Source organism: Leptolyngbya sp. AN02str, from assembly GCF_050565595.1.
Lineage (GTDB): Bacteria > Cyanobacteriota > Cyanobacteriia > Elainellales > Elainellaceae > Kaiparowitsia.
Window position 1 is genome coordinate 21,641 of record NZ_JBNXVR010000053.1, and the last position, 19,350, is coordinate 40,990.

At 51.3% G+C, this 19,350-nt stretch carries 11 protein-coding genes; 2 read left to right on the forward strand and 9 right to left on the reverse strand.

The genetic code is table 11. From position 1 onward, the window contains the following. Positions 1-41: 41 nt before the first annotated feature. The 4 genes from wrbA to ACQ4M4_RS25735 form a co-directional block, all read right to left on the reverse strand. Positions 42-671 (reverse strand): NAD(P)H:quinone oxidoreductase, encoded by a 630-nt coding sequence (gene wrbA, locus ACQ4M4_RS25720; RefSeq protein ID WP_430687336.1) that lies wholly within the window; start codon positions 669-671, stop codon positions 42-44. 208 nt (positions 672-879) lie between these two features. Further along, positions 880-2,241 (reverse strand): 8-oxoguanine deaminase, encoded by a 1,362-nt coding sequence (locus tag ACQ4M4_RS25725; RefSeq protein ID WP_430687337.1) that lies wholly within the window; start codon positions 2,239-2,241, stop codon positions 880-882. Positions 2,242-2,684: 443 nt separating this feature from the next. Continuing rightward, positions 2,685-5,045 carry a glycoside hydrolase family 31 protein gene (locus ACQ4M4_RS25730; protein ID WP_430687338.1) on the reverse strand — a complete coding sequence of 787 codons (2,361 nt, stop codon included), beginning with the start codon at positions 5,043-5,045 and terminating at the stop codon, positions 2,685-2,687. Positions 5,046-5,429: 384 nt separating this feature from the next. Continuing rightward, a complete protein-coding gene (locus tag ACQ4M4_RS25735; protein ID WP_430687339.1) occupies positions 5,430-6,203 on the reverse strand; it encodes a hypothetical protein in 774 nt (257 codons plus the stop codon). 661 nt (positions 6,204-6,864) lie between these two features. Here ACQ4M4_RS25735 and ACQ4M4_RS25740 point away from each other — a divergent pair. Both ACQ4M4_RS25740 and ACQ4M4_RS25745 read left to right on the forward strand, forming a co-directional pair. Further along, positions 6,865-7,275 carry a RidA family protein gene (locus ACQ4M4_RS25740; protein ID WP_430687340.1) on the forward strand — a complete coding sequence of 137 codons (411 nt, stop codon included), beginning with the start codon at positions 6,865-6,867 and terminating at the stop codon, positions 7,273-7,275. A 15-nt stretch (positions 7,276-7,290) separates the two neighbouring features. Beyond that, positions 7,291-7,758: a cupin domain-containing protein gene (locus tag ACQ4M4_RS25745; protein WP_430687341.1), complete on the forward strand. Its 468-nt coding sequence runs from the start codon at positions 7,291-7,293 to the stop codon at positions 7,756-7,758. Between the two features lie 114 nt (positions 7,759-7,872). Here ACQ4M4_RS25745 and ACQ4M4_RS25750 read toward each other — a convergent pair whose 3' ends face one another. From ACQ4M4_RS25750 to ACQ4M4_RS25770, 5 genes are all read right to left on the reverse strand, one after another. Next, positions 7,873-8,943 carry a 3-deoxy-7-phosphoheptulonate synthase gene (locus ACQ4M4_RS25750; RefSeq protein WP_430687342.1) on the reverse strand — a complete coding sequence of 357 codons (1,071 nt, stop codon included), beginning with the start codon at positions 8,941-8,943 and terminating at the stop codon, positions 7,873-7,875. A gap of 335 nt (positions 8,944-9,278) precedes the next feature. Beyond that, complete coding sequence (locus ACQ4M4_RS25755) at positions 9,279-16,334, reverse strand: PAS domain S-box protein (protein ID WP_430687343.1); 7,056 nt, start codon at positions 16,332-16,334, stop codon at positions 9,279-9,281. Between the two features lie 381 nt (positions 16,335-16,715). Further along, positions 16,716-17,390, reverse strand: coding sequence for a dienelactone hydrolase family protein (locus ACQ4M4_RS25760; protein ID WP_430687344.1), 675 nt, complete (start codon positions 17,388-17,390; stop codon positions 16,716-16,718). Next, positions 17,387-18,073: a phosphoribosyltransferase gene (locus ACQ4M4_RS25765; RefSeq protein ID WP_430687345.1), complete on the reverse strand. Its 687-nt coding sequence runs from the start codon at positions 18,071-18,073 to the stop codon at positions 17,387-17,389. Before ACQ4M4_RS25765 ends, ACQ4M4_RS25760 begins: the two co-directional genes overlap by 4 nt. A 285-nt stretch (positions 18,074-18,358) precedes the next feature. Continuing rightward, positions 18,359-18,826: an Hsp20/alpha crystallin family protein gene (locus tag ACQ4M4_RS25770; RefSeq protein ID WP_430687346.1), complete on the reverse strand. Its 468-nt coding sequence runs from the start codon at positions 18,824-18,826 to the stop codon at positions 18,359-18,361. Positions 18,827-19,350: the final 524 nt, after the last annotated feature.

The window sequence follows — 19,350 nt, forward strand, 5'->3', positions numbered from 1 at the left end:
GCCCCAAACTCATTCAACTGCAAATGGTGGCAAGGACTGAGTTACGGATTGGTTGAAGTCTCGCCCGCCGTCTTGAGTGCGCGTGCCACTTGAGCAACCCGCTTCCCCTGAAATCGCGCCACTTCCAAATCATCTGGTGTAGGAGGAGCGCTCTCCTGACCAGAGACCGTAGACGCACCATAGGGAGTTCCGGCTTTAAACAGCGACGGATCGGCATAGCCCAGCGGCACCAAAATCAACCCCAGGTGCGCCATGGGATGATACATCGACAAAATGGTGCTTTCATTGCCACCATGCACGCTGGAGGTTGACGTGAATGCGCTGCCTGCTTTACCAACCAATTTGCCCTGAAACCACAGACCACCGAGCGAGTCAATATAGGCTTTTAGCTCCGACGACATATTGCCAAACCGCGTAGGAGATCCAAAGATAATGGCATCGGCCCACTCGGCATCGGCTGAGGTAGGGGCTTCGTACTGTGCATTCATGCGTTCTGCATTCTCAACCCATCCTTCAGCTTTTTGCATCACCTCCTGGGAAACAACCTCGCGAGCGCGGCGCAGCACCACCTCGGCACCTTCGGCTTTTGCACCTTCGGCGATCGCCTGAGCAAGGGCTTCGGTTGAGCCATTGCGAGAGTAGAACGCAACTAACACGTTGACAGTAGCCATATCGCTTGAATCTCCCGTTTTGGTTTTTCCACCGTTATGCTATGGCTTCACCGTTCAGCCTGCATGTTTCTTTGTGCGTAGTTTCGCACCAAGCCTGGTGATCAGCGTTGGGCCAAGTTGTTGGGCCAAGTTATCGCATCCTGATCGCACCGTGAATTAACCTGAGTTATAGATAAGCAAAGCAGCCCTTAACCGAAACTAGCTTGATTTAGGGTTCCATCAACTGACGGGAAAGCGTGTTGTGTTCTTCAACCAATGTTTCCAGTTCAACCGTCGTCAGTCGTCCCTGATCAACCACCTTGCGACCATTGATAAAGTTGTAATCCACTCGGTTAACCTGACAAAAGATCATGGCTGCAACAGGATCGTGCAACGCACCTGCAAATTCAGGCCGATCTAGAGAAATAGCCACAAAATCAGCCGACATCCCCGGAGCCAAGGCTCCAATATCGTCTCGACCTAGCACCCTAGCACCGCCCAGAGTGGCCAGTTCTAGGGCACCGCGTGCGGTCATAGCCGATGCATCTTGTTCTCGTACACGCGCCATTAAAAAGGCGGTTCGCGCTTCATTCAACAAATTGGATGTGTCATTGGAGGCGGAACCATCGACCCCCAGCCCAACCGGAACGTGATGGTGGAGCATGGTGCGAATGGGGGCCATACCGCTGGCCAACCGCATATTGCTACAGGGACAATGGGCAATGCCAGTTCCCGTTTTGCCAAACTGACGAATGGCGCGATCGTCGAGTTGTACGCAGTGGGCATGCCATACATCCGGGCCAACCCACCCGACCGACTCGGCATAGTCTCCGGGTGTCATGCCAAAGGTCGCCAAACTGTACTCAATGTCGGATTTGTTTTCTGCCAGGTGCGTGTGTAGCCGAATGCCTGGGTGCGATCGCGCCAACGCTGCCGACTCTCGCATCAAATCTTGAGAGACCGAAAAGGGAGAACAAGGGGCCAAGGTAATTCGCAACATCGCGTGGCGATCGTTGTTGTGATACTGCTCAATTAGCCGCTGGCTATCATTCAAAATATCGGCTTCTCGTTCCACCACCGAGTCAGGCGGTAGCCCGCCCTGGCTCTGCCCCACACTCATGCTGCCCCGACTGGCATGAAACCGCAGCCCGATCGCCTGCACAGCCTCAATTTCATCGTCGAGAGTGCTGCCGTTGGGATAGATATAAAGGTGATCGCTGGCTGTGGTACAGCCCGACAACATCAGTTCGGCAGCGGCCATTTGCGCACTCACATAGATGGCCCGAGGGGTAAGTTTGGCCCAGATGGGATATAGCGTTTGCAGCCAGTTGAACAAATCGCAATCCTGCGCAGCAGGAATTGCCCGCGTCAACGTTTGGTAAAAATGGTGATGCGTATTGACCAAACCCGGCAGCACCACATAGCGACCCTGCAAATCCAACACCTCGTCTGCGGTCTGGGGCAGTTCCGAGGTTGTTCCCACCTGCTCAATCACATTATCGCGAATGAACAGAGCGCCGTTCGCAATTTCTCGGCGCTCTGCATCCATGGTGACTAGGGTGTGTATTTGTTTAACAAGCAGAGTAGACATAAACTCTCAACCGTGATCCAAACCGCAAAGGATGTGTCTGGTTTACAGCAACAATCGGCCCAGGACTGTATGGAGTCACACATTTTTCTGCGTAAAGAATTTTATTACGAGTCTATTAGACCTCCTGTATGAAATTGTTATACGACGGAGCTACACAACAGTTCATATTTGAAACAGCTCAGGAATTACGCAGTTGAATGATGTTTGGGGTGCTAAGCACCCCAAACATCATTCAACTGCCTGGTTTTTTGGATGGAGTGCGTCAGTCCTAACAGCTATTCGTGCAGGAGATCTGGGGATCTATTCATGCTGCCTGTTTGTGATGTCTGTTGAAGCTGTGAAATCGGGCGGCATCAATCTCAAGTTTTAAAGTGATTTACAGGCTCAACTGCACAACGCTTTTGACTAAAACAGACGTTGCTATAGGTCGTGAGCTTGAATCTTTACCAAGTTAAGGTTTGGGCTGTTCCGTCATCTTGATAGTGGTGTTGCCCAATCCCAACGAGGTCAACAATTACCTGCCGTGCTGGAGGGCGGTATTGACCCTGGCGCGATGAGGCACAAAATTCTATGTGCTGAGTATGGGGGGTAACAGAGTAGTGAGTCGTTGCCCACAGCCCAGAACGATGATCTAGCGTGTGGCCGTCGTCTTCGTAGAGTATGCCTTCTCCGCTGCCTGGATAAACTTTGAGCGTCAGGGGACTGAGCGGGTGCTCATCTACAAATTGCATGACAGGCTGCATGGGAATGATGGCTCCAGCTTTGGCATAGAGGGGCATGCATTCTAGTGGGGCTGCTGCCAAGATGTAGGTTGGCCCCTCAAAGCGATCGCCCGTCCACCAGTCGTACCAAACCCCTTCTGGCAAGTACACAGCTCGTTGTTCTACCCCTGGCCGATATACCGGAGCCGCCATCAGGGATGGTCCTAGCAATACTTGGTCGTACAATGCATAGGTTCTCGGATCGTTGGGGTAGTGGTAGAGTAGGGGGCGCAAAATGGGCGCCCCTGTGGTTGCGGCTTCCCAAAACAGGGTGTAGAGGTAGGGCAGCAATTGGTAACGCAGTTGAATGTACTCTCGGCAAATTTGCTCAATGCGATCGCCAAAGACCCAAGGTTCATGCTGGTCGGTTGATAACGCCGAATGTCCTCGCATCAGAGGATAAAGCATCCCCATTTGCACCCATCGCGCAAACAGCTCTCCAGTGGCATTGCTGGCAAAACCGCCCACATCGCAACCCACAAATCCTACCCCTGACAAGCCCATGTTGCAGAGCATTGGCAACGACATTTCCAAATGCTCCCATAGGGAATGGTTGTCTCCCATCCAGACCGACGACCAGCGTTGAATTCCGGCAAACCCCGATCGGGTGAGGACAAACGAGCGTTGGTTTGGACGCAGTTGCTCTAGCCCTTCGGCACAGGCTTGTGCCATGGTCAGACCATAAAGGTTGTGTGCTTCACGATGGGTTGTTTGCTCATCGGCTGGCCCCTGAAGCGCATCTAGGGGAAAGAAAATCTTGTTGCCATCGTCTCCAAATGGGCGATCGGCAATTGAGGGTTCATTCATGTCGTTCCAAATGCCTGCCACTCCTGCATCAACCAAGGCACGATGCCAGGTGCCCCACCACTGGCGCACCTCAGGCCGCAAAAAGTCAGGAAATACGGCTTTGTCGGGCCAGACATAACCGTGAAACAACCTGCCATCAACATGCCGAACAAAGTAATCTTGCTCCAGTCCTTCGTCAAAAACGGAGTAATTGGCTTCGGGTTCGTACTTTACCCCCGGGTCCACGATGGTTACCGTTTTAAAGCCATTTTGCGCCAGACTATGAATGAGTGAGGCAGGATTGGGAAACCGGGTAGGGCTCCAGGTAAACACCCGGTAGCCGCGCATGTAGTCAATATCTAAATGGATGACATCGCAGGGAATTTGCCGCTGCCGAAACTCCTGGGCTAGCTGCTTCACGACCGTTTCTGAGTCATAGCTCCAACGACATTGGTGATAACCTAAGGCCCACTTGGGTGGTAGGGGCATTCGGCCTGTCAGGTGAGTGTAGGTGTACAAAATTTGCGCGGGCTCTGGTCCATATATCAGGTAGTAATCTAGCTCAGGAGCCTGAGTTTCCATGCGCCACAGTCCTGGATGCTCAACCCCCAAGTCAAACTGACTCCAATAGGTGCTGTTGAGAAAAATTCCATATCCCACGTCTGGCCGCAAAGCCATCATGAAGGGGATGGCTTGGTACATTTCATCGGTCAGGGCACCGTAATCGAGTGCATCGGTTGTCCAGTTGGTTTTAATCTCGCTGCGCTTGTCTAGCAAGCCGGTTCGTTCACCAAAGCCATAGAAGTGCTCTTCGGGTTCAATCCGTTTCCAACTGGCGATCGCACCCTGTCTCCACCCTGTACCGTCTTCACTATCACAAGCAAAGGGTCGTTGCTGCGCATCAAAACATTGAATTTGAGCGCGATCGCGGCTGATGGTTAGCCGCATTTGCTCAGTTTGAATCTGAAGATGAGTGTCCGTTTCTTGAATGTCAAACGCAACCGACTCCCAAGCATCATCGGGCTGAGTAACCGCCCACGAGCGTCGGGGCAAAAATTCTGCAGTTGGGGTCACTCGGATTCGCACCAAGTTCATTGCCAAAATGCTGATCCGTATAAGGCCCTGCTCACATTGCAACGTGAGGTGACGTTCCTCAAGTTTTTCCTGCGCTGTATTGCCAACTGTAATGCTCTTTATCCGACCGACCTTAGACCACTGTTGCTCTTGGCCTGGCAATTGCCCAAAATACTGCGGCATGAGTTGTCACCCTAATGCGTTGCAGCTTTCACTATGTCGTCTCTTGACTGTGCCGTCATACAGCTTTAGGGAGAACTCAAGGAGATATTTGCAGTTAGGGCATGATTTTGCGTGACGGGGACGGGGACTGCGACTGCGCCACGCAAAATTACGCCCCTTTGAGGCTTCCCTTAAGGGAAGGAAACAACTGGTTGAGCATGGGCAAATACAACACAACAGACGCTGGTGACGGCGTCATTGATAAGCGTATACCAGGCTGGGCAACAGTGGTATATGGCTCACCTCGCCAAAGGAAATTTCATCTCTCCTTTGGTTTTTACCTGCGCCATTGTTGCAAGGAGAATTGAAATTCTCCTTGGAAGGCTGCTCAGTTCTTTACTATTGTTAGGCTTGATCCTCATCCAGGGGCATGATGTAATGCCCACGACGGCCATCAACATTAGCCCATATTCCGGCCAACTTTCCTTTCGATAACTCAACAACAATCACCCGACGAGCCATCTGCAAGTTCTCCTGGCTGATGCGTTTTCCATACAGCGCCTGCAAGACATCGTCGGTACTCATGGGCTGACCAGCATTGCGCTCCAGGATGGTTTTAATGGAGGTGCGTAATGTTTGATCTTGAAATTCTTTGAGAACCGACTCACGGGGATTGAAGTTGGAAGCAGCAGCGATCGCGTCTGATGAAGATATTTCTGTATGGGTCGAGCTTTCTGCTAAATCCTCTCCTGTTGGGGTTTCGGCCTTACTCGCTTTGGGACTGAGTTTGGGCCTACGACCTAGCTTTGCCGATGACTTCCTTCGTTTTGTTTTTGTTGCTTTTGTTTTTGTGGATGATTTTGTTGACGAGCGTCGTGATTTTGTTGAAGGTGCTACTTCCTCTTCCTCTTCCTCTTCCTCGTTTGAACCTTCGGGGCCTTGTAAATGAGATGCTTCTGTATCTTCTAACGAAACAATCGTGGCAATTTCAATCGCATCCGTGGCTTCTGTTAGCGAGCCAGCCATAATTTGTTTAACTGCGTTGAGAGTTGCGGATGTATCACGCAGCTCTTCAACCAAATGCTGTTGACGAACTTCTAGCTGATGGATAACGGTTTGTAGTGATTCCACAAATGTTGTCGCCTGCTCAGTACCCAAAACAGATTGCAGATCAATCATAAATTGACTCCTACTATTTAGTTGTCATACAAATCAACGTTGAGATCAGAACTGTTTCCTTCAGTCAATTGTTGACGTGTGGATTACCCTAAATAGTAATTCAATTTCTGCCAAGCTACGAATCAACGATAGAATTTGCTCTATTTTTATCGATTGCGAAGCTGTGATTTAAGGCTTGAGCAACTCGTTCGAAACGATTGGAAGGAAAGACTGATAGGTTTTCTCTTTTTTATCCTTCTCGTCAGGTTTGCGATCGCGACAACCGTGCTCAAGGCTTAAATGAAGCGATGACGCCCTTTCTTTCAACAATGTAGGGTCGGCTTTCAGCGCTGGGCATCTTCCAGAGTAACCATCTTTTGGGGTGCTTCCTTCATCGACAGCGTGCAAGTTCCAAGATTGAGAAACTTTATTCGCAATGAATTAAATTTCCTTTTTATTACATTATCGCTTTCCATCTGGTCAGGTGATGGGCTGGGTACTAAGCTGATGATTGCAACAGGTTGCTGAATTCTGTCGAGAATGTGGTTTGTGCTGTTGATGCTGGGCGATCGCCCAGCATCAAGGCTTAGAGTTCAATCACAGAAGATGGGGGCAGTGAGCGTCATTCCCGATTGGCATGTAAAGAGAATGCATTCGAAATATTGTGAGGAATTGCCACCACATGAGCAAAATTCGACGAATCAATCCAGAAGGATTGGCTGACCCGTCTCACTATGGCTATGCGCAAGTCACTGTTGTTCCTCCTGATACAACGCTCGTATACGTTGCAGGCCAACTTGGTGAAGATATTCATGGTCATTTCTCGGCCGAATTTGCTGCCCAGGTCAAGCAGGCTTTTCACAATCTCCACACAGCTTTATCAGCGGCGGGAGCCACACCCGATCAGGTTGTCAAAATTACGGTTCTTTCCGTTGACCATACCACCGAGAAACAGCAAATAATTTCAGCTGAACGAAATGCCATGTGGCCGGGGGAGCATAAGCCTGCGAGTACCCTCATTCCCGTCCCAAGATTGGCGGTGGAAGAAGCACTTTTTGAAGTTGATGCGATCGCTTCAATTCCAAACTCTTAGTATTCGGAGAATGCCATGTCGTTACCGCTAATTTTGCAGCCTGGAGAAGGACGAACGGTTCACATTGGCCCTAGTACCTGCACATTCAAAGCAACAGGAAAGGATACCCACGGCCAATTTGGGCTGTTTGAGTTTGTGATGCAACCCAATACGAAGGGAGCTAGTCCCCACATTCACAAAGAACTAACGGAAATGTTTTACGTCGTTGAGGGTGAGGTGGAGCTGATTTTGGGCGATCGCCAAGTTGTTGCTCAGCCCAAAACATTCATGATCGCACCCGAAAATACGCCTCATGGTTTTGCCAATGTCGGAGCGACCGAAGCAACGTTGCTGATTATGTTTTGCCCTGCCGACTCTCGCGAACAATATTTTGAAGGGCTGGCTGAACTCACCAAAGATGGACGACAGCCCTCTCAAGCAGAATTACTAGATTTAATGCAACGGTTTGATCAATACCCTGTTCCTGAGGAGCAGGCCACTTAGCGATTGGGTGGGTTATCCTATTGCAAGGCAGAACTATGAAGACCAACTCTAAAATTCTGTGTTGCCCGCTGTGCGAGCAACACAGAAACCTAGATAGCACAAACTAGCCCAGGCTTATGGGACGAACACCCCTTGGGTTTGCAGCTTTACAGCCTCGGCTAGCGATCGCAGCATGGTAGCAGTGGTTTCAAAATCGACACAAGCATCGGTAATACTTTGGCCGTAGGTGAGCTGCGACAGGTCTTGGCAGATGGGTTGGTTGCCAGCTACCAGATGGCTTTCAATCATGACCCCCATAATGGAGGAAGAACCGGATTCAATCTGATTTGTGATGTCTTTCAACACCTCAGATTGCCGTGTGTAGTCCTTCTCAGAATTTCCGTGGCTGCAATCAATCATCACCCGTTGGTTGAGCTTGTAGCGGGCTAGCTCTTTGGTTGCTTTTGCAACCGAGGCAGCGTCATAGTTTGGCCCGTTTTTGCCGCCGCGTAGCACAATGTGACTGTCGGGGTTGCCTGTTGTTGTGACAATGCTCGCCAAGCCGTGGAAGTTAATTCCCAAGAAGTGGTGAGGGGAACTAGCCGCCAACATCGCGTTTACTGCAGCGTTGAGACTACCGTCAGTTCCGTTTTTGAACCCCACCGGCATCGACAGGCCAGAGGCCATTTCGCGGTGAGTTTGGCTTTCGGTTGTGCGTGCCCCGATTGCAGTCCACGACACGACATCTGCCAAGTATTGGGGAATGATGGGATCGAGCAATTCGGTTGCAGCAGGAAGGCCCAACTGAGCCAGATCAAGCAGCAATTTCCGGGCAAGCCGCAGCCCTGTGTTGATGTCGTAGCTGCCATCTAGATGGGGATCATTGATCAGCCCTTTCCATCCAATGTTGGTGCGGGGCTTTTCAAAATAAACGCGCATTACGATTTCTAAATGGTCTGCTAGCTCACGGCGCAGCTTCAGCAGCTTTTCGCCGTATTCGTAGGCCGCATCCACATCGTGGATGGAACAAGGGCCAACGATCACGAGCAGACGATGATCCTCTGCCTGCAAAATATTGCGGATGCGATCGCGCGTATCCGCAACAAGAGTGGATACATTCTCTGTAATCGGCAGCTCTCCGTGGATATAGGCTGGATTTAGCAGAGGGCGCGTTTCAATAACATGGAGATCGTAAGTTTGGCGCATCTGTTTTGTGAACCCTGTAACAGAGCCTAGTTATCTTAAATGTGCAGCTAACAGGCTAATTTCCTTCTCTGACTGTGCCTTATAACCTTGCGTATCAACAACAATTTTCTCAAAAATTCGCGACGACCCCATCCCCCGATCTCATGAACTTGCCCAATCAGCATTACAGACTAGCATCATGCCATGAAATTAGGGCAAAAAAGCAGTCCAATCCGGCGAATTCGTTCTAGGGCATGGGTTAAATGGCATTGAGGCACCGTTAGAAACTCTAGAAGGCCCACGGACTGCCATTCAGTAAACCTCGCTCGGCCAAGCCCTTATCCCTGTTATGCATCTCATGAGTCTGGGATCTGGGGTTGGGTGAGTTGCACAACAACCTCGAATTTGTAGTCGTACAGCAATCGGCTCAACCCATCCACCAAGTCAGACTGGTCTTGTGGAATTGCTTGTAGCAGCTTGCAGGCGGCAACATCGTCGCAAAATAGGGCCGCTTGGTGGAGGGCTGCAATCCACTCATCGGGCATGATGCGCAGCAGTCGCGGATCGAGATTGGTAGACGGAGATGCCAATTCCAATGGCTGGCCGAAATTGTCGGATTGGTCATACTCGTAGGTTAAGCCTAAGTGCTCAGCCATTTTGGCCAACATCAGGTCAATTTGAATGGGTTTGCTCACAAAGTCGTTGCACCCTGCCGATAAAGCACGGGTACGCTCATCACTCGATGCTTGGGCCGTGAGGGCAATAATTCGGGTGGATGGGCGATGGGGATCGGCGATCGCATCCTCATCCGCTCGAATGCGGCGAGTGACTTCACAACCATCCATATCGGGCATACGCAAATCCATCCAAATCAAATGCGGCTGCCAGTGATGCCAACGGGCGATCGCCTCTGTCCCGCTCGCTGCCTCCTGCACCTCAAATCCCATATGCGACAAAACACTGACCATGAGGTAGCGGTTGTAGGGCTGATCATCCACCACCAGAACGCGATAGGTCGGTTGTCCTGGTGTGAGCCCCAGAACGGTTTCAGGTTTATTTACAGAAGTGACCTCTTCCATACTGGCTAGCCGCAGCGGAATCGAAAACCGAAAGGTGCTGCCCTTGCCCAACGTACTCACCGCGGTGAGATCCCCTCCCATCAGAGTGGCAATACTGCGGCTAATGGCCAGCCCTAACCCCGTGCCCTCTAACGAAATGTGCCCGGCCCTCGCCTGAGTAAATGCATCAAAAATGGTGTTCAACTCCTCAGTTGCAATGCCCACGCCGGTATCAATCACTTCAAAGTACAGAGCAGAGACAGAAACTGCTGTATTGCTGCCAAAGTTATCTTCCAACCGTGGCTCATCGTTTTGCGACATGGGCTGCAAGCCAACCCGCAGAATGACTCCACCCTGGTGAGTAAACTTGATCGCGTTATTCAGCAAATTAATTAATACCTGACGGAGTTTGTTTGGGTCTGCAATGATATGTCGGGGTACGTTGGGGTCAAGCTCTAGGCTAAATTGCAGTTCTTTATCTTCTGCCCGCTCCCAAAACATGGCCCGCAAGTCTTGCAGCAGTTCGATCAGGTTAATGCCGCTGGTTTCTAGTGTGATGCGGTTTGCTTCGATTTTGGATAAGTCCAGAATGTCGTTGATGAGGTGCAACAGGTGATCGCCACTGCGGTGCATGATGCGGATGTATTCTTGCTGCTGCGGTTGAAGGGTACGGTCTGAGCGCAGCAGTTGCGTGAAGCCCAAAATAACGTTGAGCGGGGTGCGCAGTTCGTGGCTCATGTTTGCCAAAAAGGCACTTTTTGCCTGGTTGGCTGCATCGGCTGCTTGTACAGCTTGCTGTAGGTCGAGGGTGCGCTCTTGAATTCGCTGCTCTAGCTCGCTGTTCAACTGCTGCAACGCGGTTTCGGCCTGTTTGAGATTGGTAATGTCGTCATAGCACCCCAAAACTCCAATCACCGCCCCTTGACTGTCGGTTAAGGGAATTTTGCTGATTCGAATCCAACCTTTTTCCCCGTTGCTGTTGCGGTTTGGTTCTTCGTAGTTGAGTTTGGGGATGCGGGTACGGATGATATTGGCGTCGTCGGCTCGGTAGAGATGCGCCCCCTCGGCCCAGGGTAATTCCATATCGGTTTTGCCAACAATGTCTTCAACGGTGAGGTGATAGTCGTTGGCAAATGAGGCATTACAACCCAAAAATCTGGACTCTAAATCTTTCCAAAAGACGCGTTGAGGAATGGTGTTTAAGACAAGATTGAGAATATTTCGGGATTCTTTGAGGGCTTGTTCTGCTTGTTTGCGATCGCTAATGTCGGCGTGAATTCCCAACATGCGCAACGGTTGCCCGTATTCATCCCAGGCAACCAGCTTACCGATGGATAAAATCCATTTCCAGCGTCCGTCTTTAGTGCGCTGACGAAACTCCGCCTGATACTCATGGATGTTGCCTGACATGTAGGCGCGGTAGGTATTCGTAACGTGCTCTACATCATCGGGATGTAATCGCTTTAACCAGTCCTGAAGGCTTTCCTGAAAGGTGGCTGGATCGTATCCCAGCATGATGGCGTATTCCGGGCTGGTAATGGCTTCGCCCGTTTGCACGTTGAGGTCATAGAGTCCTTGTTGTGAGGCCATGAGCGCCAGGCGCAAGCGTTCTTCGCTTTGGCTGAGCTGCTGAGTTCGCTCATGAACATGTTGCTCTAGTTTTTCGTTGAGTTGCTGGAGGTCAGATTCGGCCTGTTTGCGATCGCTAATATCTGCAACTCGCACCAGATTAAACCGCTGATCGCCAAAGGTAATTTGTTTAACGGAGAGATCGCCCCAAAACTCACGACCACGGCGGGTCACATATTCCACCTCACGGCTCCAAAAGCCTCGTTGGTCAATGGTTTGTTTGATCGAAATCAATTCTTCGGGAGTAAACTTCTGCTTTTGCAGAATGTGCCCTTCTTTGCCGATGAGGTCAGCCTTGGTTTCTATTTCGAACAGGTTGAGGGCTTGTTGATTGCAGTCGGTGGTGAGGAGCGTATCGGCATCGACCAAAAACAGCGCATCGTTCGACTCGTTGAATAACAGTTCGCGAAAATCGCGGTTTTTGATCAGTTCTTGTTCAAGCTGGAGGCGATCGCTAATGTCGCGGGCGGCGGCATAAATCAAATTGCCCACGGGGTAGGAGCGCCACTCTAGCCACCGATACGAACTATCACGACAGCGGTAGCGATTGACAAAACCGTAGATTTCTTGCTGGTTGGCCAATTGGGCGATCGCCTCCAGGGTACTATCTCGATCGTCTGGATGCACGTAATCCAAGAATCTGCTGCCTTCCAGATCTTCCAGGCGATAGCCCAACGTTTGCTGCCATTGGGGATTGAGCCGGAGAAAATGGCCATCAATAGTGGCAATGCAAAGCAAATCGAGCGCAACCGAAAAGAACTGATTCAGCTCCTCTGTTTTAATCTTGAGTTCGGTCTCGGCCTGTTTGCGATCGCCAATATCAATCACAACGGCCAGATCCTTGATAGGGTTGCCCTCAGCATCGCGAATCAGCGACAGGGTCATATCCGTCCACACCCATCCACCATGTTTGTGGCGGTAGCGCTTTTCCATGCTAAATGCATCGATCTCACCGCGATACAGTCGATCCAGTTGAACTCTTTGCGCTTCCATATCCATTGGGTGGGTCACCTCTTGAAAGGTCAGCGCTAAGAGTTCCTCGTGGGTGTACCCCAACAAATCACAAAAATATTGGTTGGCGTCAACGAACTGACCCGACGGGCTAGCCTGGTTAATTCCGACGGCTGCCTGCTCGAATACCGCCCGAAACCGGGCCTCACTGGCTTGCAATGCCTGCTCAACCTGTTTGCGATCGGTAATATCCAACGCGGTGCCAAACAACCGCACGACTCGACCCTGGGCATCGCGTTCCACCTCGGCGCGGCCTTCGTGATAGCGCATCGATCCATCGGGCAACATGGCCCGATAGTCAATCACATAGGAAAGTCCCTGCTCTGCGGCTCTAGCAACACACTGTTGCAAAACCACGCGATCATCGGGATGAATCATCTGTAAATAGTCGGCATAAGCTGGCTCTCCTTGGTCGGGGTCCAGCCCAAACATGCGAAACAACTCTGCCGACCAGGTGATGGTTTGGCTTGAGAGGTCAAATTCCCAATTGCCAATGTGGGCGACCCGCTGGGCTTGTAGCAGTGCAGATTGAATCTGCCTAAGTTCGGCCTCGGCCTGTTTGCGGGGTGTAACATCTAGAGCGACGCCGTACCAGGCAATCTCACCATTTTCGCGGCGCTTAGGCTGCGACGATCCTTTCAGCCATTTCACCGTTCCCGATGGGGTGATGATTCGCCATTCGTGCTGAAAGGGTTGCAACAGCTCAAGGGATGTTTGTACCACGGCTTCGTAGCCGGCGCGATCATCTGGGTGGATGCAGTTCAGCAGTACTGTTGCATCGGCCAGAATATCTTCAACTCGCAGTTCTTGAATCGTTTCGCTCGCTTTGCTGATGTGCTCGAAATAGAAAGAGCCATCCACGCGTCTGACCAAAATGTAGATGTTGGCTGGAGAGGCATCCGAAATTTCTCGAAAGCGCGTTTCGCTTTGCTGAAGGGCAAGCTCGGCCTGCTTGCGCTCGTGAATATCGCGGCCAACCGACTGCAGCTCGATAAATTGGCCTTGCGCGTCATAAATGACTTGGTTCGTCCACTGAGTCCATCGCATGGTGCCGTTTACCCAAACGCGATGCTCAACTGTGCCAATAGGATTTTGGGGCGATAGGGCTGCTAAGCAGGCATCGATGAGCGGTTGGTCTTCGGGATAAATCCTGGGCTTGTAGCTATGGCCAACGATTCGCTCTTTGGGCAGGCCGTAGTAGCGACAAAATGCATCATTGACAAAGACCAATGTGCCATCAGCCTGAAACCGAGCAATCAGCTCGGTTTGGTCTTGAACGATGGATAGGTAGCGGAGTTCTGACTGGCGTAGCGACTCTTCGGCACATTTGCGATCGCTAATATCAATGAGCAAACCATCCCACACCATTCCCTGAGGGGTTGGCTGCGGGCGCGATCGCCCTTGAATCCACTTGAGTTGGCCAGATGGTGTGGTTAAGCGTCCCTCCCATTGCCAGTGGGCACAGTTTTGGACAGCAACGGCAACCGACGCTTGCAGAGAGGGAAAATCTTCAGGGTGAATTAAGTTCCAAACGGTGGTTGCATCTTGAACAACCTGTTGGGGTTCTAGCTCTAGTAGCTCGTAGGCTCCGGCGCTGGCATAGGTAAACGTACCCGCTCCATCCAGATCGGGGGAGTACCGATACAGCATCCCTGGTGTGTTGGCTGCCAGGGTTTGAAACCGAGCTTCGCTTTCTTGCAGGGCTGCTTCGATGTGTTTGCGATTGCTAATATCGCGCCCTTCGAGAATGAGCAGCCAAACTTTGCCCTGATCATCGCGAAGGGGCTTGAGCGAAAAATCTAGGGTCACGACGCGATCGCCCGCCCCTAAGATATCCACCTCATACCGCACGAACTCGCCTGCCGCCGCCCGAGCCACAGCCACCTTGAGCTGTGCTTGAGTCTCGGTTGACAGGCTCCACCAGCGAATTTTCCACAAAAGTTTGTGCACCACCTCGTGCTGGGCGAGGGCACCAAAGTCCAATGCGGCCTGGTTGATGTCGAGCAAAAGGCCACTTGGGGTGAGCAGTCCCATAAATTGGAACATGGTGTTGAAAATGGCTCGAAATCGCTGTTCGCTCTGGCGTAAGGAGGTTTCTGCGGCAAGGCGCTTCGCTTCGATAAATTTGCGATCGCTAATGTCTCGTACGGTGCTGGCCAGGTATTGCACCTGCCCCACATCGTTGAAAACTGGGGCCACCCACTCGGCCACCCACCGAATGGAGCCATCCGGTCGAATAATGCGAAATTCGGCCTGCCGAGGTTCGGTTACGTTCGATTGCTGAAATTCTGCGGTGGAAGCTCGATCTTCTGGGTGAACACTATCGAGCCACGCCTGAGGCTGTTGGTAAAGGCGATCGCACGATTGCCCCCAAATGCGCTCGTAAGCAGGACTCACATAGAGAATTTCGCGATTATCTGCCGTTTTGATAAACACCACTTCGGCAATGGCTTCGGCAATTTGGCGAAAGTGGGTGTCCCTTGCCAGCAACGCCAGTTCGGCGGCTTTGCGTCCATGAATCTCTTTGGAGGGGAGCCGCACTGCGTGGAGGTAATCCCACCAGCTCAATGGCCTATCGGTTTCGGGCGAAGGATGGATGGGCGCTCCATCTTGGCGATCGCCAGTGTCGCCATCCAACGGAACCTGGCTGCTAGGTTGGGACCGTCTGCGTGTGGGGATCAGCCTAATGGCGATCGCCAAGCCCAAGGTTGCCCCGCACAGAGCAAGGGTCATTGCAGTATTGCGCTGAATGACGGACAAAAACCGAACCTCTGGCACCACCAGCACAATCGTCCAATTGAGCTGACTATCCAATGAGTACGGCACAGTTCGTACAAAGTACCGCTGGTGCTGCCAACGAAATTCTGTCAAATTTGAGGTTTGGGCGGTATCCCCGTGGAGCGATCGCTCCATCGCGGCGGCTGTTCGAGTGATGGGATTGGGACTGGTCTCTGCCGATCGCAGCAGAGGCTGCGTCCCGATCACAGCCTCTGCTCCTACTTCAGCATCTGTTTGCAGCAAGGCTTCAGCCGTGGACGTTGCTACCAGCAAGCCGTGCTCATCCATTACAAACGCTTGGCCCGTTTCTCCAAGATTGATGGTTTGGAGCAAGGCTGCCAATGTGGGGATGGCAACGCTCGCCGTCACCACTCCTGGCAGGGTGCCTTGGGCATCGGTCACAGGCAAGCGGTAGGCCAGCATGAGCGGTTGCGCTTGCTCGTCTGATTCTGGTTCTCCCAGGGGCAGCCATTGCCCCTGGGGTGCTGGCTGAGCGGATTCTTGGCCCAAACTGGGCACTGCATGAACGACAGAGGGAGGCTGAACCGGAATTTTGGAAGCTTCTAATTCTCCTGGTTTCAGTTGGCGCTGACGAACCGTAAAGTCTGTTGCACTGAGCCGATGCACCGCCAAAACATCGTTGCCGCGAGTGAAGCTGACCTGGCTCACATGGCGGTGCAAGGTGAGTTGATGTATCGCATAGCTCTTCAACAGCTCTGGGGTTTGCCAGCTCAGCATCCCAAGTTCCATCGCGATTTGATGTTCTTGAGATACCGCCTTAACCTCTTGCAGCACATCGTCTAATCCTTGAACAATCTGCTGGCTGGCTGCGTCTGATATTTGGATGGCCAAACCCTGTGTGATGTGCTGCCCATATCGGTAAGACACGTACCCAACCAGTGCTACAGCTCCCGCAGCTTGCAGCACAAAAGGCATCAGGAAACTCCACCGAAAAAAACGCGATTTGTTGGGGCGTTTCAACCAGCTAAATTCGCGCACGATTAAGACTACCCATGAGCGTTAAGGATACGTTGCGGTGTATGTAAGTCTGTGAATTTACCTAATTATTCCCAAGGTTAAGAAGGGCTATCACTTTTTGTCCTAAGTCAAGTGTGCTAAAAGAATCAGCACAAAGGGTATTGCAAACCTGCCAAAGTTACGCTGCTCTACTGCTAGCTTATCAGGTCGCTCATCAGGATTCGAACCGCCGCAAAAATAGGTTCATTCCTACGCAACCACCTTAGGCAACCACGGTATCCAAACGCTGCGATCGCCCTGTTGTGAGCAGTCCATCGCAGTATCTGGCTCTAACCAGCGCTAAACCAAAAACCGCTGAAACCATTGGCTTGCTAAAATGGCTACCTGCTCCAAGGCTCCTGGCTCTTGGAACAGGTGCGTAGCGTTGGGGATCATCTCTAACCGTTTTTCGGGCACTTGGTTGAGGAGGGCGATCGCATCCTCATTCATCGCTATGATCGGAAAATCGTAGCTCCCGACAATCAATAGGGCAGGGGCCTGCACCTGCGTCAGCAACGAACCTGTCAAATCTACCCGTCCACCCCGAGAAACAATTGCTTTAACGACAGAAGGCCGCCGTGCTGCTGCAATAAACGCCGCAGCGCTACCCGTACTTGCCCCAAAATAACCAATGCTCAACGATTGCGTGCTGGGGGTGCCACGCAGCCAATCGGTGGCACCGACCAAGCGAGAGGACAACAGCCCCAAGTCAAACCGCAAGTGCCGAGTGCGTAAATCTTCTTCCTCTTCTTCCACAGTCAACAAATCCAGCAGCAGCGTAGCCAACCCGGCTTGCTGTAGCATCTGCGCAACATAGTGATTTCGAGGACTATGGCGACTACTGCCGCTCCCATGGGCAAACAACACAACACCCCGCGCCCCTTGAGGAATCACCAAATGACCCGTCAAAGGGACACGCCCCGCTTCAACAGTCACAATCTGTTCTCGAAGATTGGAGATAAACGATGGATTCATGATGGCGAATGGCTACTAGAGTAGCCCATGGAATGAGCAGCCCGAGCTAAGATACAACGAACTGTTTCATCAGTTGTTTGGGAAAAATCTTGGTACCAAAGACCGATCGCATAAAAGTCGTTAGGCACCATTAAGCACACTAGTTCGTCTACTTCGGCTCGCAGTTCATGGCAGGCCTTCAAAGGAGCAACTGGCACCGCCACAATTAATTTGGCAGGATGCTGTGCTCGAATCACCGCGATCGCCGCTCGCATGGTTGAGCCTGTGGCAATGCCATCATCGACCAAAATGACGATGCGATCGCGAACCTCAGGATGTGGGCGATCGTCACGATACAGTCGATCGCGACGCTGCAATTCGCGTAGCTCTTGGGCAGTGACTGCATCTATGGTTCTGCGCGAAATTCCCAACTCGTCCACCACATCATGGTTGAGAACTCGTACACCACCCGAGGCGATCGCACCCATCGCCAACTCTTCCTGTCCTGGTACACCCAGCTTGCGCACCAAACACACGTCTAACGGTGCATTGAGCGCTGTTGCCACTTCGTACGCAACAGGTACACCCCCCCGAGGCAGACCCAACACCAGCACATTAGGCTGCTTGGCATAGAACTCAAGCCGAGCGGCCAGCAGTTGGCCAGCATCGGTACGATTTTGAAACTTCCCAGGATGACTAGGCATTCGGTGCGTTCTCCTAATTGCATATTTCAGAAAACTCGTTCACCCATGGGTGATGTTCTAGGCAAGTGGAAGACACAACCCACCAATGGGCAGGTAATGGCTGGGCAGTTTTATGCTGGCCAATATCTACTGGCTAATACCTAAACCAGAGGGAACTCAACTCGTTTAGGGTGCTGGGTTGGCTCAAGCTTACCAGCACCCAACCCTTGCGCCATCGCTTGCTTGGTAAAGGCTTGGCGTTGCCAAGCCCGTAGCTCAAAAATGACACTTGATTGGGTTGATTTCTTAGGAAAGGTTGACCTTGACTGCTTTGTGCTGTTCTGATTCGACTTTGGGCAAAGTCAGGTGCAGCATACCGTTCTTGCATTCAGCTTGCACGTTCGTTGTTTGCACATGCGCTGGCAACGAAATTCTGCGTTCAAACTTGCCATAGTGAAACTCAGAACGAACGATACCTTTTTCTTCTTTTTTGGATTCTGAGCGCCGTTCACCCTTCACAATTACTGATGATTCCGTTACGTGTACATCCAGATCTTTTGCTTCCAATCCTGGAACTTCTAGCTTGAGATAAATGTGGTCGTCGGTTTCTTCCATTTCGGCAGAAGGAATAAAGGCAAGCGATCGCATCTCGCCGTTTCCGTTGGGAAGAAATCGATCAAACAAGCGATTCATTTCTTGTTGCAGCCGTTCAACGCCGCGAAATGGTTCCCAGTGTGCAAGTTCTTCTAAGGAGTCACGATGCATGATAGCCATAGGTTTATCTCCTTTCGTGTTGAAAGATTCGATCTTGTGTGGCGGACTCAACACTTAGAATTCATTATTCGGCTAGTTAAGCCAGGTTTTTCAGTGCCCAAATATTCGATGGAAATTTAGGTTGTGGAAACTGGTGTATGCAGCGCGACGAATTCTAATTCTCAAGAAGAGCTGAGGAGCTGTTTGCTTCTGGAATAAATACCCTAGTGAGGCTTACTTATGATTGTAATACGTATCAAAATCTGTTGTATCGTTCCGTTGCATTCATTTTACACACTGCATCATAAATCAAAGATGTAAGGATAGTGTGAAGGTAACCAGAACTGCATTCTCTACATTCGTTCTGCATTCATTCTGGATTGAAATGTGAACTAAAGTAATTAATGTAGATGCATCTCTTTAGAGCTGATTTATAAAGAGAAGCTAAAAGCCTGTTATGTTGAGCTTGTGCAGATTTTAGGCTGGATGTAGCCGAATGGGTGCTCATCATGACTCGTCTGCCAAAGATTGCCAATCCTATCCGT